This is a genomic window from Streptomyces sp. NPDC026394 (assembly GCF_055567735.1).
Window position 1 is genome coordinate 1 of record NZ_JBVHPX010000043.1, and the last position, 24090, is coordinate 24090.

Here is a 24090-nt window from a genome sequence, read left to right on the forward strand (position 1 = left end):
GCACTGCCCAAGACGAAGCTTTCCCCGGCGGCCGTCCAAATCGGCCGCACCTCGCAGCGCACAGCCGCCAGCCTCGCCCGCCGCACCGTCCGCGACGGATACGGCGTATACCTCACCTACAACCTCGACGGCACCGACCGCAGCGCCGATGTCTCCGCGTTCACCCGGGAGCTGTACGGCAGTGACGCCGCATACACGCCCTAAGGGCGCCCACACGCCTCGGCACGCGGCGCCCCTCTGGCCCTCACCGCCATAGGGGTGTGGCACCACTCGGGCCGCGCCCTGACAGCGATGCTGGGGCGCGGCCTCGCGTGATCAGCGCAGTTGGGCAATCAGCGGTGTCGCGCCGAGCAAGAGAGCGCCAGCGCCGAGTCCGAACGCGAACGAGCTGCGGCTCGGGCGAAGGCAGAGGGTGAGCGGGCTGCGCGGAGAGCGGAGAAGCGCCGCAATGATGTGTTCCGCATGAGTGATCTGATCACCGCGGCGGTGCTTGCGCTATCGCTCCCGGGCGCCGGAGCGGCGGGAGCGCCGTCGTAGCCCTGGCTTGCTGCGGGCCTCCGTGGTCCGAGCCTCCTGGCGGCGCTCAAGACCGTAGTCCTGCGCCGCGGGTGATGTGAAGGCGACGGAACGTACGGGCCGGCGGGCCGGCCGCGCCGCCAACCCCGCTTCTCGGTCCGTGGTGCGTCTCTCGTCGGCCGGCCCGCGAGGGCCGACGGGAGCGCTGGCCGGCATCTCGCCCCCTCGACGAGAGACAGGGGCGTAGCCGTCTGTTCGCATTCTGCGGGGTCGGACCGTAGCTCAAGGGGCTGGGAGCAGCCCGGGTGTCGCCGCGGTGCCGCACCGGTTCGGCACCGCGGCGTTCACGGGTCAGGCCTTGACGTTCACAGCGGCCCAGGCAGCGTCCACGGCTTTGACTTCGGCACTGTTCGCGCCGTAGAGGTCGGCGGCCGCCTTCAAGGTGCCCTGGCGGGCGTCGTGGTAGTCGGTGGTGGAGGTGAAGTAGGTGGTCAGCGCCCTGTACCAGATCTGCACTGCTTTGTCGCGGCCGATGCCCGTGACCGTGGAGCCGTCCGCGGTCGGGCTGTCGTAGTGCACACCGTTGATGTCCTTCGCGCCGCTTCCCTCGGACAGCAGGTAGAAGAAGTGGTTGCCGACACCGGATGAGTGGTGGACGTCGAGATCACCGATGCCGGGCCTCCAGTAGTCGACCGAACCGCGGCCGTCCCTGCTCGGCTTGTCCTGGTAGCGCATGGGCTTACCGTCGCCGAAGACCTTCTCGCCGAGCAGGTAGTCGCCCTTGTCCTGTGGGTTGTTCGCGTACCACTCCACCGCGGTGCCGAAGATGTCCGAGGTGGCCTCGTTCAGGCCGCCGGATTCGCCGGAGTACTGCAGGCCCGCGGTGGCGGAGGTGACGCCGTGGCTGAACTCGTGCCCGACCACGTCGAGCTGGGTCCACGGGTGCTGGTTGTTCGCACCGTCGCCGTAGCTCATGGTGAAGGCGTCGTCGTCCCAGGCAGCGTTTTGATAGGCGTCGCCGTAGTGGACGCGGGAGACGGGGGCCCGGCCGTCGTTCCTGATGCCGTTGCGGTGCAGGACGTTCTTGTAGAAGTCCCAGGTCTGGGCGGCGCCGTAGGCGGCGTCCACGGCGGCGGTCTGGTTGTCGGTGGGGCTGCCGGTGCCCCACTTGTTGTCCGCGTCGGTGAAGACGGTGCCCTTGCCCTTCGTACGGTGCTTGAGGTCGACGACTCTGGAACCACCGCGCACGCTGTCAATGAGGGAGTAACCCGTGGGCGACTTGGTGGTGTTCAGGCCGACGGTGCCGCTGTACTGGCTGGCGCCGGAGCCGACGGCGGCGACCTGTGAGCCGTCCGGTGCGGCCGCCTGGGAGCCGCCGTTGGTGGTGACGCCCTCGGCTATGTCGTTGATCAGCTGGTTCTCGTACAGCTTCCTGCCGGTTTCGGCGTCGGTGATGACACGCAGTTTGCTCGGCGTGCCCCCGTCCTGCTGGGTGCCGGTGACGACGCTCTCATAGGCGAGGACAGGCTTGCCGCCGGCGGCCCAGATGACCTTGCGGGGGGCGTCGCTGGTGGCCGCTCCCGCGGTCTTCGCAGCCTTGGCCGTCTTGATCGCAGCGGACGTGGCGGCAGTCGGGGTCAGCTTCGGGTCGAGCGAGGCGATTTTGATGGGGGTCCTGACGGCCTTGGTGACGTCTTTGATGGTGCCGTCGCCGGCGCGGTGGACGACGAGGTCGCCGCCGACGACCGGAAGTCCGGCGTAGGTGCGCTCATAGCGCGTGTGGACCGTGCCGTCGGCATCCTTGATGACATCCTTGACGACCAATTCCTCCTGTGCGCTGAGCCCGAGCGCCTGGGCGGTGGCTGCGACGGATGTGCCGCCAGGATGTTGCGCAGCGGGGCCCGCCGCTGCGGTGGCGGCACTGGCGGCGAGCAGGGCACCGGTGAGGACGAAGACGCCGGATGTGAGAGCGAGACGACGGGCCCTGTCGCCGGTGGGGAAGGGGGAAGACATGCGAATTCTCCGGAGAGTCATAGGGAGTCGGGCGATCTCGCCGCCCGTCCGCCCAGGGAGGGGAGAGACTGTTGATGGGGAGGGACACTCTCAGCCCAGCACGCACATGTCATATGACAAATCGACATTTTGACCCCAAATGTCGTCTTTGAGGCTTAATGCTTCACGGAAATGACAAGGTCCCGATACGCGCCGACACGGGGAGCGCAGAAGCCTGCAACATGCCGGAAGGGCGTCTTGCGGTGCGTACGGGGCCCCTGGACCACTCGACCCCTTCGGCGGCATGCCGCTGCAGCCGGCGGTCAGGTGCGAGGTCAGGATTCGCTCAGCTCCGGAAGTTTCCGTGTCCACATGCTCGTTCAGCCCCGCGACATCGTCCGCGGTCACGAAAGCCGGGCTCTTGCGGCGGCCGGCCGCGCTTTGATCCGATCGACCACCGCGAGCGCCCTGCGGTGGAGTGCGGGATCGACCGCCTCAAGAGACACCGTGCTATCACCACGCGAACGGCAAGCTCGCCGTCCGCTACGAGGCGACCGTCCTCGTCGCTGCCATCAGCGAGTGGCTGTGACCAGCACAGGAAACACTCTCGGTGTTCAGGGCCTCGGGAGTGGTTCTTATGTCCGCTGACTCCGGGTGCTCAATCGGTCGATTTCGGCGAGCACGCGGTCCACATGCGGACGGACCTGTGTCCGCAACGTCTCGCTCCAGCTTTCCTGGGAGTAGTGGCAGTTGAGATAGAGCTGCCTGGCGTGCTCTAGCACGGGGAGGTGCTCAGGAGGGAGCCGGGCGAGGGCCCAGTCGGCGGCAACGTCCTTCGGCCTGATCTGGCCGGTGGCGAGCGTGGTCCAGATACGTGCGAAGGTCAGCAGGACGTTGCGGGTGTCGCCATCCAGGTCGTCAAGCAAGTCGGGAACGCCCGCCACGCTTGCCCGGACCAGGTCGGAGTGCGGAACGGGGTCGAGGACCTGTGCCGGCCGCGGGCCAGCGAGGGGAGAGTCGCCGGTCAGCGTCATTGTGATCAACAGGGCCAGATCGGGCAACGGCTCCGGCCGGGGAACCTTCCCGGCCTCGTACTCAGCGCGCAGCCACTCGCCGTACAGGAAGTCGCAGGCCGGAGGGTATCGCCACGGCCGCACCTCGGACTGGACGACCACGGTGAGCTCGACCGGGCGGGCCATGTTCCGGGAGCCGGAAATAGCGAGCAGGCCATCAAGAAGCGCCCGTCGTTCCCGCTCGTCCATCGACATCCGGGAAACGAGCAGTACGTCCACGTCGCTGGCTGGTTTCAGACCTCCGAGCACGGAAGATCCGTGAAGGTAGGCGCCCATGAGATTCTCGCGCAGCACACCACCGGTCAATTCCACGATCTCCTGAAGCTGATTCACCGCGCCAGTGTCTCCCGTCGTCCGGTTCGACTGCACGGCATTATGGGGGCGGCTCACAGTGCGCCATCACGCGAGCGTGCTGGTCGCAACCGTCAGTGGGTGGCTGGCCCAGCACTTTCGCAACAGGCCCTAAAGGGTGTTGCAGAACGGCGATCACGCTCAGATCCGGCCGTCTACGGCTTGACCGACTGTCCGATTGCGCTCCCGAATCTACCGGTCTGGGAGTCGCTGCGTGATGGTCCCGAAAGATCGTTCAGCATTTCTGCAACACGCTTTAAATGTATTGCCCCGCAGCGTTGTTGCACGGCTGATGGGTGGTTGGCCTTGGAGTGCGGTGTGGCAGCGGTGGTGGTTGTAGGTGTGCAGGAAGTCCGCCAGGGCCGTGGTGCGCTCGTCGTTGCTGGTGTAGGGACGCAGGTAGGCCCATTCGTCCAGGAGGGTGCGGTTGCAGCGTTCGACTTTGCCGTTGGTCTGGGGCCGGTAGGCGCGGGTGAGTTTGCCGGTGGCACCAAGGGTGGCAAGGGCGGTCTTCCAGGCCAGGCCCTTGCGGTAGGCCCAGGCGTTGTCGGTCAGCACTCGCTCGATGCGCAAGATGCCGTGGTGGTGGAAGAACGCGGCTGCGCGGGTGAGGAAGCCCGCGCAGGTCGCGACCTTTTCATCCGGGTGGATCTCGCTGTAGGCGAGGCGGGAGTGGTCGTCGACGGCGGAGTGGACGTAGTCGAAGCCCATGGCGCTGCGGGTTGCCCGGCCGGCCTGACGGCCCAGGGTGCGGTGTCCGCCGCCGTCGGGGATCCGGCCGAGCTTTTTCACATCCACACGGACCAGCTCGCCGGGGCTGTGCCCGTTCGTAGCGGCGGATGACCTGGCCGGTGGGCCGGTCGAGCCAGGCGAGACGGTTGAGCCGGTGGCGGGTCAGGATCCGGTGCACGGTCGAGGCGGGCAGGCCCAGGACCGGGCCGATGCGGGCGGGGCCCAGCTTGCGCTCGGTCCGCAGCCGGCAGACCTGTTCCTCGGTCCGGGCCGGGGTGCGGTGCGGTGTCGTGCGCGGGCGGCTGGAGCGGTCGTGCAGACCGGCTTCGCCCTCGACCCGCCAGCGGTGGACCCACTTGTGGGCCGTGGCTCGCGAGATGCCCATCTCGGCTGCTACGGGCGCCTGGCAGGACAGTCTGCTGATGGATCTGCTCGCAGACGAACTGGCCTGACACGACTGGCTCTCGGTCACCTCGGGGCCGGACGTGATGCGAGCCGCACAGGTTCTTCGGGTTGACTACGTGTTTCCAACCTCACTGATTGCGCCGCCCCGGCCGACCACGCACCGCGGACTAGCCTCTGCCTCGCCCTACGTCAAACATATGGCCTCTGCGCGATGCTCCCGTGGGACAGCGCCTTGCCCGGGTGCGTAATTCGTCTCATGACATCTACGTAAAAACATGGTTGCGGCCTCAGCAGAGCCGCCTAATCTGCGCATTTATCGGCTTATCATCCCTGAACCGCTCGCCGGCGATCACCGGCGTCACTCATCGACCACGCAAAGAAGGACCTCTATGCGCGCATCCCGCAACCGGGGAGCGGCCGCTCTGCTCTCCGCCGTTGTCGTCCCCGTGGTGTTCGCCACAGCGTCCCCTGCGGCTGCACAGAACGCCGCCGGGCACGACGGGCCCCGGACCGCACAGGCCGACAAGGCCCAGCGGCTGGCCAAGAAGCTGGTGAAGGAGTCCACCGGCAAGAGCGCCCACCGCCACCTGGAGAAGTTCCAGCAGATAGCTAACGCCCACGGCGGCAACCGCGCCGCGGGCACGCCGGGCCACCAGGCATCCACCACGTACGTGTACGACCGGTTGAAGAAGGCCGGTTACAAGGTCGCGTACCAGGACTTCACCTTTTACGAGTCGCAGACGTTGCGGGAGAGCGCGAGCGTCCTGGGCCCCGATCCGCGCAAGTTGAACGCGCTGGCGTTTGACTACAGCAAATCCACGCCCGCGGGCGGCCTGCGGGCGCCTCTCGCCGCAGCCCGCGTCGACGAAAGCCCGGGCTGCGAGGCCGACGACTACACCTCAGACACCTTCACCGGCAAAATCGCACTGGTGAAGCGCGGCACCTGCACCGTCGCCGAGAAGGAGGCCGCCGCGGCCAAAGCAGGTGCCGTCGGCCTCGTACTCTACAACCACTCCGGCGCCGCGCCCGTCAAGGGCAACCTTGAGACCCCGCAGAAGGCACACATCCCTGCCGTAGGCATCACCAAAGCCGAGGGCGAGAAGCTGGCGCAGCAGGTCGCCGGGGGCGAGGTGAAGCTCTCTCTGGACGTCGCCACCAAGACGGTGCCGCACAAGACCCACAACGTCGTCGCGGAGACCCGCGGTGGCCGCGCCGACCGCGTGGTGGCGCTCGGCGCGCACCTAGACTCCGTCCCCGAGGGCCCGGGCATCAATGACAACGGCTCCGGATCGGCTGGTCTCCTCGAGGTCGCCGAGAAGCTAGCCAAGGAGACTGACGGCGGCAGAAAGCTCGCCCACAAGGTTCGCTTCGGCTGGTGGTCGGCCGAGGAGCTGGACCTGCTCGGCTCAAAGCACTATGTGAAGTCCCTGAGCGCCCAGCAGAAGAAGGCCATCAAGCTCTACCTGAACTTCGACATGATCGCCTCGCCCAACGCGGCCGAACTCGTCTACGACGGCGACGACTCCGACGAGACGGGCGCGGGCGCGGGCCCGGCAGGGTCAGCGCAGATCGAAAAGCTGATCAACGACTACCTGGACAAGAAGAAGGTGCCGCACTGGGGCACAGACTTCGACGGCCGCTCCGACTACGGCCCGTTCATCGATGCCGGTATCCCAGCCGGCGGTACCTACACCGGTGCCGAGGGCCTGAAGACCGTGGAGCAGGCGGCGAAGGCGGGCGGCGAGGCCGGACAGCCCTACGACCCGAACTACCATGCCAAGGGCGACGATCTCACGAACATCGACCGTAAGGCGTTCGACGTGAATATCGACGTCATTGCGCACGCGGTCGGCACCTACGCGCAGGACCTCAACTCGCTCAGGAGCTGACCCCCGGTCTGGCCGTTACAAAATGGATCCTGAGCTTGTCCTACGGTTCTAGCGCGGGCTCACGCCGGTCATTCGTAAGATCGGTGAAGCCCGAGGACTCCGGGTATGGCAGTCACCTTGTCGCCGTCTGATGGCTGAAAAAACTTGGCCGCTCGGAGTCCGTGACGGTCACAACCGTTCATTAGGATAAGCGACTTGATCGCTGTGTAGGACAACGCCGGTGAGGCCGTCCGCGGGACCGCAGAACAACCAGCTGGCGGAGGCGGCCATGTTCAGGATCTGGGCCGGGGTCGACATCGGCAAGGAGCATCACCACTGCGTGGCACTCGACGCCCGGGGTGAACAGCTGCTGTCGCGCCGCGTCGGCAATGACGAGCCAGAGCTGCTGGAGCTCATCCGGGAGGTCCTCGCCTGCGCGGACGGCACCGGACTTCCTTGGGCGCCTGCTTCTCGCCGTCGCTGGCGTGCGCGGTGACGGTTCTGCTGTCGATGCCCAAGGAGGTTTCCCGTGGCCGCGGCCCGGTGTGCCTCCCCAAACGGTCACTGCGACAGCGCATAAGCCATAAATGACATCACGATGACAGAAATAACCGCAAACACGGTGTACCGCGCCGGAACATCGTACTTCTCCCGCTTCACACCCCGGCCGATCTCCTCAGCGTACTGGTGCATGAGTTTCCGTGACGGGAAGAGGCCGACCGTGATGCCGAACCAGGCGAAGGAGTACAGCACCAGCATGTGCCGTGACGACCAGTGCTGGTACTGGAGTTGCCCAACCAGCACCATGCCCAGGCAGCAGGCGGCGGAGACGGCTGGGAAGACGATTTTCGCTTTGCGCCCGGGGGTCCACTTGGCCATGGCGAAACTGAAGACGAACGTTGCCGCGGCCGCCATGAGTAACAGGTAGGCCAGGGGCAGGGATACGAGCATGGGGTGGTCCTTTCGGCGCGCGAGGCGCGGGGGCCGGCGACCCGTACGATTCGCCGGCCCCCGCGGCCTGCCGTGCGTGGATCGGGTCAGAATCCCAGCGATCCCAGCAGGCCGGTGACCGGCGATACGAGGTCGTGTCCGAACTGCGTAATCTTCGTCACGACCTTACTGCCGCCGGCGGCGCCGATCCACTTGGACTGGCCGAAGGTGATCAGGCCCAGGGCCGCACTGCCGGCGGAGGCCCAGAACTCGCTGCTGGTGAAGCCGTGTTCGGTGCCCGTGAACAGCGCGCTGATCCCGCCGAGTGCCACGGAGGCGATGGCGAGGCCGCCCGCGATGGGTTCGAGAATGGGCGCGGCGGGCGGGAAGATCAGGCCGACGATGCCTAGCCCGGCCGAGAGGAAACCGGTGCCGATACTGGCCCAGTTGGTGGCGTTCGCCCACCATCCGGCGTCCCGCCACCAGGGGGTGTCATCGCCCTTGACCTGGTCGTTTTCGGGCGTGTCGATCGGATTCTTGCCGCTCTCCCGGGCCTTCTTCGCGGCCTCGGCCGCGGCTCTGGCCGCCGCGGCGATCTCGGCCTGGCGCTTGGCCGCGGCGATCGTGCGGGCCTGGCTCGCGGCGACCGCCGCCGTCCTGGCGTCCTTGCCCGCCTGGATGGCGGAAGCGCGGGCGCTGGCGGCCGCTGCCTGCGCGCTGTTGGCCGAGGCCGTCGCGCGGCGCGCCGCGTTCAGCGCGCGGTTGGCGGAGAAATTCGCCGACCGCGCCGCCGACCGGGCGGTGGCGGCCGCCTTCTTCGCCTCGTTCGCCGAGGCCTGCGCGGCGGCGGCCGACTTGTCGGCGGCGTCCGCGTTGTCCTTCGCCTCCTTCGCGTACGACGCCGCGCGGTCAGACGACTTCGTGGCCTTGTCCGCCCACTCCAGCGCGTCCTGCGCCGCGTCACGGGCCTTGGCCGCCGCCTCCTGAGCGCGCGCCGCGACCTCCTGCGCCTTGTGGGCGACCTTCGCGGCCGCGGCGATCGCGCCTCGGATGGCGGCGATGTGGGTGGCGGAGTCGTGGTCGAGCTGGGCGGTCTTGTACTGCACCGAGGCGACGAAGTTACGGCGTATCCACGCCGGCCCCTCCATCGCGGCCTCCGCGTGGGCCTTGGTGTACGGGCCCGCCTTGGCCAGGATGGACGCGGTCGCCACCGCGTCGTCCTCCTTGAGCGCCTCCTGGTAGCCGGAGTTGAAGAAGGTGTGCAGTGCCTTGGGCGAGCCGTCGTCGAGGGCGGCGGTGACCGCGCGCCGTACGGCGGTGCCGGGTTCGGTGGTGAGGATCCGGGAGATCTGGACGCGGTTGTCGTCCGCGGCCGCCTGGATGGCACCGGATTCCAGGAACGTGGTGGGGGCGTCCGAGGCGTCGCTCTCCAGCGCCTTACGCGCCGCTTCGGCGATGGTCGGGCTGGAGATCTGGGCCAGGTAGAGAACGGTCTCGCGGTCGTCCTGCCCCTGCGCGACGGCCCGGTCGGTGTCGATCCAGGCGTGCACGTCGGTGTCGGTTCCCGCAAGGGCGAACCGGGCCGCCTCCCTGCTCCACGTACCGTGCGAGTTGCTCGAACCTGTGCCTGATGTCGAGTAATGGATCTCCAGGTCGGTCTAGGGTCGGGATGTGTCCGGGGGCGGTGGGCGGCGCTGTCGGGTGTGCGGGCGCCGGCTGAGGCCGGGGGCCCGGCCCCAGGCGGTGTACTGCTCGGCGGCGTGTCGGGCCAGGCAGTGGCGTACGGAGCGGAGTCTGCGCAAGCGTGCGGCCGCGGTACGGGATCGTGGGTGTCAGCGGACGTGCCCGCAGTGCGGGACGACGTGGGTGGCCGGGGTGGACCGCCGTCTGTCGGCGGTGTTCTGCTCTCCGAGGTGCCGTACCAGGGCCTGGCGGCAGCGGCGGGAAGGGTTCGCGCAACCGTCACTGTGACGCGACAGCGAACGGCAGGTAGTCCCTGGTCACAGTGGTTGCGCATGAACTGTGGCCAGTGCTTGCGGCTCGGAGGGGGCCGGTCGACGCTGCTGGGAAGAAGCGGGCCGGGGCTTGGTGTCGGCGTCTTCGGTGCGTCGCGTCCCGGCCGCTGGGCGGTGGTGATCACCATGCCTGAGACGGAGCAAGCGCACCTCAGCGAGGAACAGTACGCACGGGTCGTGGCCCGTTTGCGCGAGGCCGTCGCGAACATGTCGAAGAACCAGTTCATCATCGGGGACGGCGCCCTGGAGGTCGTCCCCATGCGGCCGCACGGCGGGCGATCGCCGGCGGACGACCTGTTCGGGGTCTCGGCCTGGCTGCAGCGGCTGTCGGAGGACACCTCGGTGCCCTACAACACCCTCAAGGACTACCGGTGGGTGGCCAGCCGCTGGCCCGAGCAGCACCGGAATCCCGACGCCACCTTCTTCACCCATCAGCTCCTGGCCGCGATCCGGGACGAGGAGGAACGGTTCCAGGCGATCCGCACGCCGCCGCTGGACGAGCGGACCGGCACCCGCCGGTGAACGCCGGAGACCGCCCGGCAGCGGGTCGGATATCACGGCCCGGGGCCCGAGACGGTGCAGGAGAAGGTCGAGGCGGTGCACGACCTTGTGGCCGACGAGCAGGTCGCCGCACAGGTGGCCACTGATCTGCTGCGCCGCCCGGACGTGGCGTTCAAGGCGATGACCGACAATTATCCGGACTACGGATTGGCAGCGTGAGTCCTGAAGGGCAGTCGCGTCAATCAGGTGAGTTGTGCGGGTTACCCGAATATCGAGTGAAACGGCAGATCGTCATTCGCTGTCCGATTTTCCTAGCGGAATGCCGCAAGAGTGATATAGGCGACTGCCGAGACGCCTACGACGGATAGGGCGATCCGCTCCTGCCCCGGGAAATACGTCCATGAGCGATGCGTTCGTGAGTTGAACATGTCGTAGTGGCCTGCGAGTGCGAATGGATATCCCGCAAGCAAGAGGACAGCGAGACCAAATGCCTTCACTGGGAGAGTCGAACTGCCGATGTCAAGAACGGGCGCAATGAACACCCCGAGCATCGTTATGACGATCGAGAGCAAGTTGAGGATGTCTGCGGGAGGCAACCACGTGATGTCGCCCTTGCCACTAACATCGATCTCTCTATTGATCCGTAGAGCGAATCCGGTGACCTGGAAGCCGGACACCACTCCGGCCGCGGTCCATAATGATCCAAGATCAGGATGCATCTCACACTACCTCGACTGCCGACGTGACGCGGGGAGCAAGCGTCGCAGCAAAACGAGGCAGCGGAACAGACCGCGGGGGATTCTGGTTTTCGAACTACGATCTTGAGCTTCTCGTTTCCTGAGCTGTGTGTCCTGCTACTTGGTGATGGTCGGCATGCCGAGGTGGACGGAACCGCCGGTTGAGCGGGTTCGGTTGATGCTGCGGTCGAGGCCGACGAGCTTCTCCTTGGCCTTGCTCAGGCTGACTTGGAGGCCCTGGACTTCACCGAGCCATCCGTTCATGCGGGCCTCGTCGATGCGGTCGCTGAGGTTGCGAATGATCTCGACAAGTCGCCCTCGCTGGCGGGGCGAGACCCTCAGCATGGGACACCTGAGGCAGGAGTGCTCATGCTGGCAAGGGGATCCGTAGGGTCGGGCGCAATCGCCCAATTCGAGCTTGCGAGTGTGGAAATGCTCCTGGAACTCGCGCCACTCATCATCGGTGGGTTCGCGGTACTCCTCGACGGGCCGGACAGAGCGACGCTTGTCGAGGAAGGCCCGGTAAGAGCGGATCAGGTCCTCTTGGAACACCGCCACATATGCCTCGGTGGTGACCACTGAGGCGTGACCGAGCAAACGGGCGGCGATGTGGACGGGAAGTCCACCGGCAACGGCTTCGGTCGCGAAGATCCTCCGAAAGTCGTGGGGCGTATAACGCAACGGCTGGCCGGCCTGGTCGGTCAGTGATTCCCGGGCCAGGGTGTCGTTGAGTAACTGGTAGACCATGTTGGTGGTGATGACATCGCGTCTCCAGCCGACGCGGCGCTGGAACAGGTGTGGAAGTACCGGCCCTGTGACGAGTTCGTGGGGGTCATAGCGCGCGACGAAGGGCACGACGCCGTCGTTGTCGCCGCGGAGCCGGCTGATGACGGTGGCAAGGACGCTGGCCAGCTCGGGGCTGACCAGGAGGAGTCGTTCCTCGTTGCTCTTGGACGGGACGATCTGCAGCAGTGGCACGATCTCGCCGGTCTCAGGAAGCTCGTAGGACACCAGCGCCAAATAGGTCAGTTCCAGCAGTTCTTCGAGACGGACTCCGGTGTGACGGAGCGTCTCGATCACGGCCCAGGCCCAGAACGCCTCATCCTCGCTGCGGGTGAGGTCGAGCTGCTCGCCAGTGGCGATGTCCTGCGCGAGCACGATGGTGGGCCGGTAGTGGAATCGCTTTCTGAGCTGGTCGTCCTTCCGGTCGATGCGTCGATAGTCGCGGCCGTCCATGGCGAAAGTCTCGCCGATCGGGGTGACTTCGGCTGCTGCCAGCAGGCGCTTGTGGTGGGCGTGGTGTTGTTCGGTGGTGTCGACAAGTTCAGGCAGGCGGGGCAGCCGTTCACGGACCCGCTGGTGCATCTTGGCCCGGGCCTTCTTCTTGACCTTGGTGAAGCCGCCTGTGTCGGAGCGGCGGACCGGGCTGGGGACTGCCCATGCAGCCCAGCTCGGATCTTCCAGGGCCCACTCGGCGATGTCGAGGTAGAACGCCCGGACGGTGGTCAGCACACTCGCCCACTGTTCGCGGGGGACGGGGTCCTTGCCCGGTCGGTTGATCACCTTCACCCGCTGTTTCCAGGCCTCGGCGATCTCAGGTGCCAGGTGGAGGCTGGAGATGCCGGGATGGTGCTTCTCGATGTACGGCAAGGGAGTGAAGCCCTTCAGCTGACCCACACCACCCCAGGGCGGGGAGATATCTGGCCGCCACTGGGGAACTTCCACCGGCCGTCAGTGGGGAGAACTACTGGCCGCCTCTGGGGAGAACTACATGGCCGTTGACACCCGCGGCCTGCAGTACCCCCACGACTTCCCGGTATCCCTCCGAGAGCACCGAGATCCCCATGCCCGGCTCCCACGGCGGCACCGTCACCACCCCGATCGGCGAACCCGCTTCCGCCTGCGCCGGGCCGGCGTCCTTGCGCGGTACCACCTCGTCAGCGGCCGCGTCGTCGAGGATCTCCCGCACCACCATCCGGGCGACCTCCACCTGGGCGAGCATCTCCTCGAACGCCGCTAACTGATCGCTCAGCTCGGCCACCTGTTGCCGTAGTTCGCCGACGCGCTCACGGATCGCCGCCTCGCGACGCTCCAGCTCCTCGAGCAAGGACACCATCGCCCCACCCCCTCACCGAGAAGGTAGAAGCAACCAGCACCCCCGACCAGCCCGCTCAGGCAAACACCCAGGTCAGCCAGTCACTCGAAACGAACCGGACCCAAAGAGAACCTCGCGCAGCGCGTCCTCACCTTTTCTTCTGCAGTCGTCGACAGCCTCGACACGACGGCCGCCGTCAGCGTACCCACCCTGATCCGCGACGGCTACGACGGCCCGGACACCTGCCGCGCTCTGTACTGCGACCGGCCACGCCCGAGTTCACCGGCATGTCGATCCTGCTGACCGGCATCGAGGACTCCTACCTGCCCGGCGTGGGGCCGAGCAGGCGCCGCCAGGTGTCGGCCGTGAACCGCGCCAGGATGACCGTGGCGAACAGTTCGTGGGTCGCGGACATCCCTGCGAGGGCGGCGGTGTGGGGTCGTGCGTCGAAGATGACGTGGACGCGGGCCGCGCGTCCTGCCACCACCACGACCGGTACCACCGGATACCCCCTCCGTGGTCGACCCCTCGGGGAAGTCCGGTCGTCCTCGGTCTCACCCGGCTTGGCGGCTGAGACCGAGGACGCTCCTTGCCTCAGCGGTTGTTGTGGTGAGCGGCCGAGCCGGTTTCGCGGCCGGCGTCCGGGCGATGGTGTTACCGGCGCCGTCGGCCGCGTCTGCGGCGTCCTGCGCCGCCTTCGCCGCCGCCTGCGCGGCCTCCTGTTCTGCCTTCGCGCGGTCGAGGTCCTGCTGGTGGCAGGGCCCGCACAGTGCCGGGTTTCCGACTCCGGTCTGCCGGCTGTAGGGCGAGGTCTGCGCCCAGCGTTCGTCGGTGAACTTCGCCCCACAACGTACGCACACCGGCCGCTCGGCCTCGCGCTGCGCCGCCCGCCGCTCCTCGGCACGCCGCAGCTGCTCGGCATGGAGCCGGTCGCCGTCGGGGTTGTCGAGCGCCTCGGTCAGCGTCTCCCAGGCCGCGCGGCCCAGGCGCCGCCACACCCCAGCGTGCGCTCCGTGCTGCCGCAGCAGCGGCAAGGTGGTCACCACCATCGGGATGCTCTGGTGGTAGTCGACGGCGGTGAATCCCTCGCTGGGGCCGTACGGCCGGCCTTCCCAGAACCGTCGCCCTTCCCGCTCCAGGCGGGCGATCGTGTTGGTCATCGTCGTCTCGGAGGCGTCGGCGAAGACGAACGCCAGCGGCGGATACCCCTCGCGCCGGGTGGAGGGGTAGACGTGGCGCCACAGCCGGAACTCGTGGACCTCCGCTCCCCGGTGACGGGCGCGGCGCGCCTCGGCCGGATCTGCCTGGGGGGCGAGCAGCTCGAACCAGGCCGTGTAGCGCTGCAGTTTGTGCACCAGGTCATCGACGCTCTCGTTCAGCCGGTCCACCTTCAGCAGCATCACCGGCACCCCGGCCGCGGGGGCGCGCAGCGTCAAGTCCGCGTACTGCACGAAGTTGTTGGAGAGCTTGTGGCCGACCTCGGTAGTCTGCCAGGACAGCAGCGTCCCGAGTCCGGCCTTCGCCATCTCGGCCGAACCACCCCGCCCCCCGCCCCGCAGCCATCGGCGGTCATCGGGTGACCAGGGGTTTCCGCGCAGCCGCGGCTCCGGGCACGGCGGGTGCCCGGCCATAGGCGACACCGCCGCCCGCCGCTATGCCCTGCCCTCGGTCAGACCGCCGGCGATGTTTTCAATGTAGAGCAGAGCCCATTCGACTCCGGCCTGCCAGCCGGAGGCACCTCCTGCGCCGGCCTCCGCACAAGCGCGTCCAACGGGCATCCGGCGTCTACGAGCTCACCTGGCCCAAGGGCTCAGGTCCCGCAGGGCGTGCCACCTGACAGTACGGACCCGCGCGCCGTCCCGGAACGCCACAGATCTGGCATCGCATCGTGTCATGCGGCACCAGGACGTGTTCACGACGTGACAACGCGGTTGTGAAGTGGTCCTCTCCCCCTGCGCTGGAGTGCATTGACACGCCCCCCGGTCCGTGCCCTACGCTAAAAATCTAACGATCGCTTCATTTGAAGCGCGTGTTCAATTTGCGGGTAGGTGATGCCCAGCTCGAAGCCGTACGGGGACCGCTCGCCTCCCTCGGCGGGTGCCGAGCCGACCGTGCCGGGCCAGCGCTTCGCCGAACCCGCGCCGGGCCCGGGATGGCACCGAGGCATCAGAACGTGTCGTCCGCCGGAGGCGGAGGCAGCGTACGCAGCACCGCCTCCGGCCGGCAGATCGCGCACGTGGTGACCACCTCCGGGCCCTGCGCCAGGAGACGGAGGGCGTCCGCGTCGGTGGCCAGGCTGCCGCCTTCGGACCCGGCGGCGCAGTCCATGCGGTGCACCAGGCGCCGCCCGTCCCGCGTCACGTCGACGCGCCAGCGGGTGCGGTTCTGGGGCGGCGGCGGATCGAGAACGGTGTAGTCCTGGCCCTCGATGGGCTGCACGATGCCGTACGGAGCGCTGAACGCCACGACGTGCGGCTGCTGGATCGGGCCGCGCGGAGTGTACTGGTGAAGAGGCATTATTCGTTTCTTGCGCAATTCCCCAGCCCGGCAAGCCCAAAGGGCACGCGATCGGCCCACCGACCGGGGGACTCGCTACGCGTTCGGGCGGGCTGCAAGGTAGGCGGCCCAGCTGTCGTTGGCGTGGGTGACCCATCTGTCGACGGTTGCGGGGTGGATCCCGAGCGAGTCAGCAACGACGATCGGGGGAAGGCTGGTCACTGCTTCGATCATGGCGGTGTTGCGTGCGGCACGGACAGGCAGGCCCTGCTCTCGGAGTTGCTTCATGAGTGTGTCGATGTCGCAGGGCTGGCCCGGGACCGTCCCGGGCAGCAGGTAGCGGTCCGACGCTCTGAGTTCACGGTTGAGACTGTTGGTGGTGCTGCGGTGGATGATCTGCTCTTCGATGAGTAGTGCGAGCTTGGGCGGCAGCAGCACGGGGTGGCGTCCGAACGTGAGGTAGGCCCGGCCCTGTTCATCCCGGTGGAAACCGGTGGTGATGAGTTCGGCGATGCGGCTGGCCGGCAGTGCGTACAGGCAGATCAGGGCGCCGGCGATGCGCAGTTCGCGTTGCAGGGTTTCGTCGTTGAGGCAGCGCCGAAGCTGCTGCTCGTACTCGGCCTCTCCCAGGAAATGTGAGGCGATGCGGCGCGGCCGGGGCGGGAGGGTGAGGCGGCGGGTCAGGTGCCGTGCTGTGGCCCAGCGGATGAACGCATCCAGGGTGTCGTGCTTGGTGGGGTGGGTGGTGAACCAGAGGTCGAGGTGCTCTTGGGTCACGGACGGCAGGTCGAGGTCGTGGTCATCGAGCCAGGTGAGGAATGCCAGCGCGGCCCGGACCTGTTTGCGGTCGCGTCGAGCCGCGGCACCGGAATATCGCTCGTGGGCGGCGCTGCGGCGTGCGTGTCGGAGCACCTCCCATTCGGCGAACGGGCGAACGACCTGTCGGTGGTGGGGCGGGGCCTCACCGAGCGCTTGGGTCAGCCAGAGTTTGAGCTGTGCCAGACGTTCCTGGCGCGAGGGCAGGACTCCGGTGGTGACCAGGACCGCGCGGACGTAGCGCGTGGCCCTGGCCTGGGGCAGGGCATCGAGTGCTTCGTGAGTGAGGGTGACCTGGCGTGCTGCCAGCTGTGCGAGGAGGCTGGCGGAGTGGCTGGTGCTGAGCCAGGTGAGCACGGTGTAGGGGTTGGGGGTGCTGGTCAGTGCTTCGGCCAGGGGCGCAAGTTGAGTGGGCATCGAGCCGCACTCGCTGCTCAGATAGTCGTCGATGCGTTCCTTGAGGGTGCAGCGGGGACACAGGCCGTCTGCGAAGAGGTCGTCGGGGCTGTCGCAGCCGCGGCAGCGCGTATGCGGGTCGTTGCGGCCGCAGCAGGATGCACACAGGCCCTGGCCTGCTGATGTCCGCCCGACGATGATGCGGGAAGCCCCGCACGAGGAGCAGGGCGCCGGCCTCCTGCGTCGTCGTTGGTAGCACCCCGAGCAAACCGGCCCCAGCGGCCAGAGAGCGGTTGTGGTCCTGACCTGGCTACAGATTCCGCAGGTTGCCGTCGGCCTGGGCCGACAGGAGTGGCAGGAGAACGCGCCGTCCCCCGTGACCATGCGGAATCCGTGCAGGATGCGGCCGCACCTGCTGCACTCCGCCTTCGGGCCGCGGTAGCACCCCAGACAGATGTCAGGCTTATCGCCGGTCGCGCGTGTGCTGATCGGACGGACCCGTCCGCACTTTCCGCAGGTCCTGGCGGGCCTTGCACAGCAGGTACCGCACAGTGGCCCGTCGGCGGTCCGGGTGAACACGCGCCGCATCCGTCCGCAGCCGCTGCACTCCTCCGGAGCATAGGCCCGGCAGCCGGAACACAGGGCCGTGCCGTCCTCCAGCCGATGGTGCGTAAAGAGGGTCCGCCCACACCGACCGCATGGCTGCTGCGTCTGCGGGTCATTGCGGTAGCAGCGCCGGCAGATGGGCCCGTCCTCGCGGCGTGCGACAGCCTGGTCTTCCCGGCCGCAGCGGCCGCAGCGGCGAAACCGCGTGCGGGCCAGACACCATCCGCAGCACCGGCCCCGCGGCAAGAGGCAGGTGGGCAGCGGGTCGGTGCGGCCGCAGCTGACGCAGGCCAGCTTCGTCACGGCCAGGCCGTGACCTGCGGCGTCGAGCAGGTGCAACAGGCGCACCAGCGGCACCGGCGCATGCGGGGACGGGGCCGTCAAAGCCTCGGGGTGCTCATCGAGGTGCCCGGCGAGCGCGCGCACGCCCCCGGGTTTCCACGCCTTGGCCTGCTCCAGCACAGCTTGTGCCGCCTTCGCCGTCAGCGTCGGGCCGACGGCGTCCTGAAGATGCGCGATCAGCCCTGCACGGGTCTGTTCGAGCTCCTGCTGCGCTCGGCGGCGGCTGGGTGAGGTGGGGCTCATGATGGACCGGGCCGGCGGATCACGGTACGGCGCTGGTCAACCGGTGCGGGCCCTTCACCGCCTGCCGCGGTCTTCCGCACGGGGGTGTTCACGACCTCCGGCTTGATGAGGTCGTTCGGGGTGCAGTCGAGGATGTCGCACAGCGCGACGAGGGTGTCCATGCTCATGCGCTGCGGCGGGTGGGTCACCAGGCGGTAGACCTGCTCCCGGGACAGCGTGATGCCGCGCTCGGCGAGCAGCGGCACCAGGTCCGAGGTCTGAAACAGGCTCCGCTCGGCCATCAGCTGCCGCAGCCGCCACTGGTAGCCCATCTTCTTGATCACGGCCTACTCCCAGTCCTCGCCCAGACGGCTCTTCAACGACGCCTCCAGCATCCGGTTCCGGTACTCGTTCGAAACGCCCATATAGATCGCGGTGGTCGCGGCGTGCGAGTGGCCGACCTGTTCCTGCACGAACCGGGCCGGGTAGCCGAACTCGGTCAGGTGCGTGATGTAGCTGTGCCGAAGGCAGTGCAGGTCCAGGTCCTCATCGAGCCCGGCCGCCTCTCGGGCTACGACGAACGCCTCATTGATCGAGCGCGGAGACAACCTCCCCACCCGCTCGGTAACCCACAAGGCAGGGTGCCGACCAGGAGAAAAGTGAGGACGAAGCTCGGTCAGCCATTCCTGGAGCACTTCGACCACCCAGTCCATCTCCGGAACGGTCAGGACCGTCCGGCGCTTGGGCGGCGCCCCTTTGGACGACTTGCCGAACCGGACCATCAGGCTGCCGCAGGAGCCGAATTGCGGCAGCTTGCGGGCCCGCCGCAGATCGACCAGGTCCAGCCGGGAGGACTCCGTGCGGCGGGTGCCGAAGGCGTAGATGCTCTTGAGGACCGCCGCGTCCCGCAAGGCGGCCAGAGCCCCCTTGCGGCCAAGGCCACGGATCTTGGCCGGGCGGGCGTCGGCGGCATCGAACAGCGCTTGGACCTCGTCGTAGGTCAGCGGCCGACGTCGAGGATCCGCCTCGTACTCCACGGTGTGCAGAACCGAGTTGCCTTCGTGGAAGACCTCCTGGGGCACCTCACCGAACCGCTCCAGACAGGTCGTGATCCACTCGTAGCGAGCGTCTCGCAGGTATTCCACAAACAGGCCGATCGTCACCTCGTAGGTGCGAGCAGTCGACATCTGGATCGGCTTGGCACCACCCCGCAGGTGAGCGATGAAGGCTTCTCCTTCCGCCGGGGACCACTGCCAGGGGTACTGACCGGTGAACTCAGCGAACCGCTCGACCAGGCGCATCCGCGGGTTGATCGTCGCGCCCTTGAGGAACCGAGCCGCTTGCTGCCGGGCCCAGCCCTCCTTCATCGTTTCGAAAACCGCCGATGCAGGGTCGAGGTGCACGACGTTTCGCGCGAGCACAAGACGCGCCGAGCCCGGCGCCTGAGTAACCACGGCAACGGTTGTAGCGGATGCAACATCGTTGCATCCGCTGTCGGCGTCGCAGATCAGCCCTTGGGGTGAACCGACACCTTGCTACGGCGCCTGCACCAACGAACAGGAGTTATCCTCGTGCGCCCCGGTCGGGCAATGTTGCATCAGATGCAATTCATCCCGTTCTCCACCCGGCCGGGCAGCGTGAGCTCGTAGTCGTACCACCAGGTGCCGGACCGGTCACGGCGACGCCGGGTGACCACCGCCAGGACCGTCTGCCCGTCCGGCAACGCCACCTCCACCAAGGGACCGTCACCCCAGTGCGCCGCCGCCTCGTCGTACTCCTCCACACGCCTGACCCTAGGACGCCCGTAAAACCGCCGCACGGCCTGCCTGCCCGGGCCGGTACCGGCCCGGCCGCCAGAGCCGGCCCCCTTGCGCTTCACAGGACATCCTGGCCGTCGGAAGCCGTCAGCCGCGAGGTGCCACCCTGCCAGCGTCTGGCGCTGCTCCCCACGGAGCCAGGTTGGGGTGAGGCGGCCGTGCGCGCCGGACACCGGCTGGGCGTGACCGGGCCCGGCCTGGCCGTGCCGTGGGGATGCGCCACCACCCCGTCGGGTGGTGGCGCACTGGCCGTTCGTCAGCGGTGTCCCGCTGACGTGTCACCGGCGGGTCAGCGGCGTCCCCAGCGTTCGGTGTCGATGGTGTGGCGGTGCTGGTCGCGCAGGGTGGCGACATCGCGCTTGTTGTCCCACATGTGGTCGCGGCGGTTCTGGAAGACGTGCTGAAGGTTGTCGTGGCCGCGGCCGGTGTGCACCCGTACCGTCTTGTGGCCGCCCAGGCGCAGGTGGTTGAAGCGGTAGGTCTGGTGGCTGCGCTCGCTGGTCAGGGTCCAGCCCTTGAGGTTAACCGGGCGGTGGCCGGTGTTCTGCACGGTGATCCACTCCCCGTTCAGGCTCCGGTTGGCGCGGGTGTCGCGCCCAGGGCTGTCGGCCTGCACGGCACCGATCACGATGGGCGAGCGGTGCTTGGCCGGGGCGTGCTGAGCGGCGGCCGACGCGGGCAGCGCCATGGTGGCGGCCAGCGCCGCCGAGCCGAGGACGGCGGTGGCGAGACGTGGTGCGAAGCGGATCACGGAGACCTCCTGCGAACAGCCCCCGAGACGGAGGCCGGTGATGCCCGGACCGTCGCCGGGCGAGACCCACAGTGAGGCCACCGCCCGCCACCTCGTTGAAAATGTGACTGGTCATTACAGAACACGGACATTTGCACACCAGATCCGCGACCGGCGCGCACGCCCCCGCACCCGGCACCCCGCACGCGCCACTCCCCCACCCCCGTGCCCGCCGCCCCGCTGACCAGCACAGCAGCACGGCTCCTGGTCGCGCGGGGATGCTCCGCTGTCACGCTCGAGGAGACGCCCGCCCCGTTCGCCGCTGGCACCGCAAACACGGGAACACGCGAAAGCGCAGCCATAGCTGCTGCGCTGCCTGCGGAACATGTTTACAGGGGTGCGCTGTTCGGGCCGTTTTCGGGGTACCCAGGGTGCTTCCGGATCGTCGGCGAGAGTGTGGTGCCCCGCTGGAGCATCGCCAAGAAGAGGAGTTGCTGTGCTTCCTGGTCACATTCACCGGATGAAGGGCGCCGTCGTGCTGGGCGCCAGCCGCCCCGGCGAGCACGGGCCCTTCGGAACCTGGCCGAACGGCGAAGACCAGCTCGACGACACCCTCCAGGAGGAACCGGACGACGAGCGGTAACCCGCGCCTTCACGGCCCGTTGAAGCAGGTGCGCGACAGGCGCCGGGCCGTGCGGCCATGGTTGGGCCCGGCGTACGGCCCGGCGCCCCGGACCATGAGCTCGCGGCGGCCGGATGCCGGTGACGACACCAGCCCGGCCCGCCTACGCCTCCGGGTCGCGCTCTTCACCGTCCTCGTCGTAGTCCGGCATCGGCAAGGGCTCGGCATCCCGCATCAGCTCCGCCGTCCAGTACCGCTCCACCGCAGCGGGATCCTGCGCCGCCAGCGAGGCCGCGGTGGGCCCGTCGGCCGCAGCACCCTCCGCTCGCGTGCCGGAGGCACACAAGCCGGCTGGCCAGCTTCGGGTGAAGCGCCGCAGGGCCCCCGCTGTTCGGCTTTGTGCGCGATCTGCCGGGCCAGGACCGCGCGGTCGATGTGGGATGCGACGGCGGCCAGGACCAGGCGCCGGAGTTCGGCCGGGTCCAGTGCTTCGACTTCGGGCGGCGGTCAGCGGCTGAACACCTGCGGGTAGAGGGTGCGCCGGCGGTGGTAGTCGTCCACGGCGAGCTCGTACCACGGCTCGCCGCGCTTCAGGCGCGGCAGCGTGGTGGCCAGCACCGCGACGGTGATGCCGTCGACATCGCGGGCCAGGGCCTGAAGGCGGCTTTGGAGAAGGTGTTCGGGCAGGCCGGTCAGGACGACGTACAGGGGCGGGAACAGGCGGCTGCGGGTGTAGCGGTGGCGGGCCCAGAAGTCGTACGAGCGGCCGATGGTGTTGCGGGCGCCTTCCCAGACGCGGTGGCCGGCGTAGCGCTCGTAGTCCCAGACCTCCTGGGCCAGGCGGGCGCGGGTCATGGTGCCGTTGTCGACCTCGAACAGGCTCACTTCGCTGGTGGCGGTGGGCAGGGTGAGGACGGCGTCGGTGCTGAAGCTCAGGCCGATGGTTTTGATGACATGGTTGACCTCCACCTGCCAGCTGGTCAGATGGTGACGGCCGCCGTAGGCGAGGATCGTCTCGGTCACCGCGATGCCGTGCGGCCCGAACCCGGCCCTGATGCCCCTGGCCCCGGTACCGGCCCTCGGGCGCGGCGGCAGTTCGTTGCCTTGCGCCAGAGCCTTCAGCCCCGCCGGGGTCAGGTTCCAGATCGGGTGCCGGCCGTGCTTGCCGTTCGTCTCCGCCAGGCCCTGGGTCTTCAGCTGCTGCATCGCTCTGCGTACGTACGACCGGCCATCCGAACCCTCCGCCGTGATCGCCTGAGCTATCTGCCGGACCGTGGCCATCCGCACACATCCCAGCATCCGCAGAGCATCCGCACGTACCCGGGAAGCAGTAGGAGTAGACGAAGCAGGAGTAGACCTGGTCCCGGCCGCTGACGTTTCAGGGACAAGGAGAGAGGTGTCGGCCTGCCGGAATGCGGCCGGGCAAGGTGTGTGGCCTGCGGTTTTCTGCGCGTCCGCTGCTGCGTTCGCGGCACTGGCCTGTGCGTTCTCGGCAAGGGGGCGCGCGTCAGCCGGCTCCGCCGTCCGGGCGCCGTCGTTGTACATCATCGCGGGTGATCTCCAGCGATCGTGCAGGGCTCCGGACAGAGTCCCGCGGTTCACCCAGACAGGGGCCCGGCCCAGTGCACTCGTGTGACCGGCCACCGCGCTCTGCGCAGATCCGCTGCCGGTCTCCGGCTCTCCCGAGGCGGAGCCGGCGGCCGCGCCGCGCATCTCACGCCCGGCCGCGGCGCGCCCCGGCAGACGCGCGCATCCGGCGACTCCCGGCGCGCCTGGTGCGCGCACCAGGAAAGCGCATCCGGCGCGCCGGACAGCCCATGCGCGGCATGCGCGCCTTCGAGGCACGGCGCGCTCGACAGATGCGCGCGGCGCATCTCAGAACCCATCTCGGAACCTTTGATTCGGAGGTTTCGAGATGGGTTGTGTGGGCGGTGTTGTCCTTTGGGCTGGTGGGTCCCGTCGGCTGTGGCGGCGTGCAGGCGGCCGGGGCCCGGCCCGTGGTGGGTCGGGTTCCAGCCGCTGTGGCGCTGCCAGGTCAGATGCCCTTACCGAAAATGCCGATGAAGGGGGCGATGCGGGGGCCGGCGCTGCCGTTCACGAATTGCCGGTAGTCGTGGTATACGCGTCCGTCGATGCGCACCGGAGTGACGTTGGGGCGTCCTTGGAGGGTCTGGTGGGCCAGCACGGACAGGGGGTCCCAGGCGTTCTGGAGTTCGGTGCCGAAAGCGCCGAGGTGCGCCGGGTGGTTGGGGTCGGTCGGGTCATAGCCTCGCGCGATGACGTGGGCGATGCGTTCCTCGATCCAGCCGTAGCGGGCGGCCTCGGCGGTGGCGCCGATGAAGAAGGCGAGTGCCCGACCCACATCTTGGGCGTTCATGTTGTGCTCGTTGGCGGTTTCCAGGGTCGACAGGTGGAACAGGAAATTGTGCGTCGTGTAGGCCTGGTTCCCCCGCCACTCGGCCGGAGCGTGCATCGTGGCGTAGCGCCCGGTGGAACGCATCACCCTGACCAAGGGAGGATTCCCGCCGAAGCGGCGAGCGAGGCTCTGCGACAGGTGACTGAAAGAGGCGTCGTCGAAGCGGAAGTGTTGACCGTGGGAGCTGAAGCCCATCAGGTAGAGGTTGTCGACGTTGAAATACAGCGCAACGTGGGCCCGGCCGAGGGGATTCCAGAGCAGGATTCGGATGACGCGTAGGGAGGGGTCGCTTGCCCGCCTTGTCGTATCAAGGAAATTAGTACTGCAACGGTGCTTGCCGTGACTGGTGGCTAGTTGGGTCGTTGGTCTGGTTATGGGTGGGGGCCTTGCTGATGTCAGGTTGTGGGCGGGT

Annotated in this window: 19 protein-coding genes and 4 pseudogenes; 5 read left to right on the forward strand and 18 right to left on the reverse strand. The window is 68.1% G+C overall.

All coding sequences use genetic code 11. From position 1 onward, the window contains the following. A pseudogene (locus ACZ4QV_RS41115) lies at positions 1 to 204 on the forward strand (chitinase); the annotation flags it as partial. A 663-nt stretch (positions 205 to 867) separates the two neighbouring features. Here ACZ4QV_RS41115 and ACZ4QV_RS41120 read toward each other — a convergent pair. The 3 genes and pseudogenes from ACZ4QV_RS41120 to ACZ4QV_RS41130 all read right to left on the reverse strand — a co-directional run. Further along, positions 868 to 2529 (reverse strand): M4 family metallopeptidase, encoded by a 1662-nt coding sequence (locus tag ACZ4QV_RS41120; protein WP_467764411.1) that lies wholly within the window; start codon positions 2527 to 2529, stop codon positions 868 to 870. 614 nt (positions 2530 to 3143) lie between these two features. Next, positions 3144 to 3914 (reverse strand): aminoglycoside adenylyltransferase family protein, encoded by a 771-nt coding sequence (locus ACZ4QV_RS41125; protein ID WP_467764412.1) that lies wholly within the window; start codon positions 3912 to 3914, stop codon positions 3144 to 3146. 274 nt (positions 3915 to 4188) lie between these two features. Beyond that, a pseudogene (locus ACZ4QV_RS41130) lies at positions 4189 to 5067 on the reverse strand (IS481 family transposase); the annotation flags it as partial. A gap of 391 nt (positions 5068 to 5458) precedes the next feature. On the opposite strand from ACZ4QV_RS41130, the gene ACZ4QV_RS41135 reads away from it, so the two are divergent. Further along, positions 5459 to 6958: a M28 family peptidase gene (locus tag ACZ4QV_RS41135; RefSeq protein ID WP_467764413.1), complete on the forward strand. Its 1500-nt coding sequence runs from the start codon at positions 5459 to 5461 to the stop codon at positions 6956 to 6958. Between the two features lie 268 nt (positions 6959 to 7226). Continuing rightward, positions 7227 to 7400 (forward strand): annotated as a pseudogene (locus tag ACZ4QV_RS41140) (IS110 family transposase); the annotation flags it as partial. A 98-nt stretch (positions 7401 to 7498) separates the two neighbouring features. Here the strand turns inward: ACZ4QV_RS41140 and ACZ4QV_RS41145 are convergent. Beyond that, on the reverse strand, positions 7499 to 7888 hold the full coding sequence (locus tag ACZ4QV_RS41145; RefSeq protein ID WP_467764414.1) for a hypothetical protein: 390 nt from the start codon (positions 7886 to 7888) through the stop codon (positions 7499 to 7501). Positions 7889 to 7974: 86 nt separating this feature from the next. Further along, complete coding sequence (locus tag ACZ4QV_RS41150) at positions 7975 to 9519, reverse strand: ALF repeat-containing protein (protein WP_467764422.1); 1545 nt, start codon at positions 9517 to 9519, stop codon at positions 7975 to 7977. 621 nt (positions 9520 to 10140) lie between these two features. Between ACZ4QV_RS41150 and ACZ4QV_RS41155 the strand changes: the two are divergent. Further along, a pseudogene (locus ACZ4QV_RS41155) lies at positions 10141 to 10602 on the forward strand (DUF6192 family protein). 92 nt (positions 10603 to 10694) lie between these two features. On the opposite strand, the gene ACZ4QV_RS41160 reads toward ACZ4QV_RS41155, so the two are convergent. The 11 genes from ACZ4QV_RS41160 to ACZ4QV_RS41210 all read right to left on the reverse strand — a co-directional run bounded on the left by ACZ4QV_RS41160 (position 10695) and on the right by ACZ4QV_RS41210 (position 20742). Continuing rightward, positions 10695 to 11102, reverse strand: a complete 408-nt coding sequence (locus tag ACZ4QV_RS41160; RefSeq protein ID WP_129820853.1) for a hypothetical protein — start codon at positions 11100 to 11102, stop codon at positions 10695 to 10697. A 135-nt stretch (positions 11103 to 11237) separates the two neighbouring features. Further along, positions 11238 to 12797: a site-specific integrase gene (locus ACZ4QV_RS41165; RefSeq protein ID WP_003982251.1), complete on the reverse strand. Its 1560-nt coding sequence runs from the start codon at positions 12795 to 12797 to the stop codon at positions 11238 to 11240. Positions 12798 to 12864: 67 nt separating this feature from the next. Continuing rightward, on the reverse strand, positions 12865 to 13236 hold the full coding sequence (locus ACZ4QV_RS41170) for a hypothetical protein (protein WP_003982252.1): 372 nt from the start codon (positions 13234 to 13236) through the stop codon (positions 12865 to 12867). A 298-nt stretch (positions 13237 to 13534) separates the two neighbouring features. Then, a complete protein-coding gene (locus ACZ4QV_RS41175; RefSeq protein WP_158717194.1) occupies positions 13535 to 13699 on the reverse strand; it encodes a hypothetical protein in 165 nt (54 codons plus the stop codon). A gap of 70 nt (positions 13700 to 13769) precedes the next feature. Beyond that, complete coding sequence (locus ACZ4QV_RS41180; RefSeq protein ID WP_003982254.1) at positions 13770 to 14741, reverse strand: hypothetical protein; 972 nt, start codon at positions 14739 to 14741, stop codon at positions 13770 to 13772. Positions 14742 to 15381: 640 nt separating this feature from the next. Next, the gene (locus tag ACZ4QV_RS41185) at positions 15382 to 15732 is read right to left on the reverse strand and encodes a DUF6233 domain-containing protein (protein ID WP_467764415.1); all 351 of its coding nucleotides are present in this window, start codon (positions 15730 to 15732) and stop codon (positions 15382 to 15384) included. 75 nt (positions 15733 to 15807) lie between these two features. Then, a complete protein-coding gene (locus ACZ4QV_RS41190; RefSeq protein WP_467764416.1) occupies positions 15808 to 16944 on the reverse strand; it encodes a hypothetical protein in 1137 nt (378 codons plus the stop codon). A gap of 1166 nt (positions 16945 to 18110) precedes the next feature. Continuing rightward, positions 18111 to 18437 (reverse strand): helix-turn-helix domain-containing protein, encoded by a 327-nt coding sequence (locus ACZ4QV_RS41195; RefSeq protein WP_467764417.1) that lies wholly within the window; start codon positions 18435 to 18437, stop codon positions 18111 to 18113. A 3-nt stretch (positions 18438 to 18440) separates the two neighbouring features. Continuing rightward, entirely contained in the window at positions 18441 to 19460 is a 1020-nt protein-coding gene (locus tag ACZ4QV_RS41200; protein WP_467764423.1) for a tyrosine-type recombinase/integrase, read from the reverse strand. Between the two features lie 230 nt (positions 19461 to 19690). Further along, on the reverse strand, positions 19691 to 19876 hold the full coding sequence (locus tag ACZ4QV_RS41205) for a hypothetical protein (protein WP_467764418.1): 186 nt from the start codon (positions 19874 to 19876) through the stop codon (positions 19691 to 19693). 323 nt (positions 19877 to 20199) lie between these two features. Continuing rightward, entirely contained in the window at positions 20200 to 20742 is a 543-nt protein-coding gene (locus tag ACZ4QV_RS41210; RefSeq protein WP_467764419.1) for a lamin tail domain-containing protein, read from the reverse strand. Between the two features lie 418 nt (positions 20743 to 21160). Between ACZ4QV_RS41210 and ACZ4QV_RS41215 the strand changes: the two genes are divergently transcribed. Then, entirely contained in the window at positions 21161 to 21283 is a 123-nt protein-coding gene (locus ACZ4QV_RS41215) for a hypothetical protein (RefSeq protein WP_467764420.1), read from the forward strand. A gap of 486 nt (positions 21284 to 21769) precedes the next feature. Here the strand turns inward: ACZ4QV_RS41215 and ACZ4QV_RS41220 are convergent, their stop codons facing one another. Together ACZ4QV_RS41220 and ACZ4QV_RS41225 are read right to left on the reverse strand one after the other, a co-directional pair. After that, on the reverse strand, positions 21770 to 22975 hold the full coding sequence (locus ACZ4QV_RS41220) for a replication-relaxation family protein (RefSeq protein ID WP_467764424.1): 1206 nt from the start codon (positions 22973 to 22975) through the stop codon (positions 21770 to 21772). A gap of 322 nt (positions 22976 to 23297) precedes the next feature. Then, a partial coding sequence (locus ACZ4QV_RS41225; protein ID WP_467764421.1) for a ribosome-inactivating family protein occupies positions 23298 to 24090 on the reverse strand: 793 nt, incomplete at its 5' end.

Coding starts and splice junctions, on each gene's coding strand:
- ACZ4QV_RS41190 (WP_467764416.1), bottom strand. CDS start 16,944: ATGCCCACTCAACTTGCGCCCCTGGCCGAAGCACTGACCAGCACCCCC.
- ACZ4QV_RS41135 (WP_467764413.1), top strand. CDS start 5,459: ATGCGCGCATCCCGCAACCGGGGAGCGGCCGCTCTGCTCTCCGCCGTT.
- ACZ4QV_RS41120 (WP_467764411.1), bottom strand. CDS start 2,529: ATGTCTTCCCCCTTCCCCACCGGCGACAGGGCCCGTCGTCTCGCTCTC.
- ACZ4QV_RS41200 (WP_467764423.1), bottom strand. CDS start 19,460: ATGAAGGAGGGCTGGGCCCGGCAGCAAGCGGCTCGGTTCCTCAAGGGC.
- ACZ4QV_RS41145 (WP_467764414.1), bottom strand. CDS start 7,888: ATGCTCGTATCCCTGCCCCTGGCCTACCTGTTACTCATGGCGGCCGCG.
- ACZ4QV_RS41160 (WP_129820853.1), bottom strand. CDS start 11,102: ATGCATCCTGATCTTGGATCATTATGGACCGCGGCCGGAGTGGTGTCC.
- ACZ4QV_RS41220 (WP_467764424.1), bottom strand. CDS start 22,975: ATGCGCGGCGCGGCCGCCGGCTCCGCCTCGGGAGAGCCGGAGACCGGC.
- ACZ4QV_RS41185 (WP_467764415.1), bottom strand. CDS start 15,732: ATGCCTCTTCACCAGTACACTCCGCGCGGCCCGATCCAGCAGCCGCAC.
- ACZ4QV_RS41215 (WP_467764420.1), top strand. CDS start 21,161: ATGAAGGGCGCCGTCGTGCTGGGCGCCAGCCGCCCCGGCGAGCACGGG.
- ACZ4QV_RS41170 (WP_003982252.1), bottom strand. CDS start 13,236: ATGGTGTCCTTGCTCGAGGAGCTGGAGCGTCGCGAGGCGGCGATCCGT.
- ACZ4QV_RS41180 (WP_003982254.1), bottom strand. CDS start 14,741: ATGGCGAAGGCCGGACTCGGGACGCTGCTGTCCTGGCAGACTACCGAG.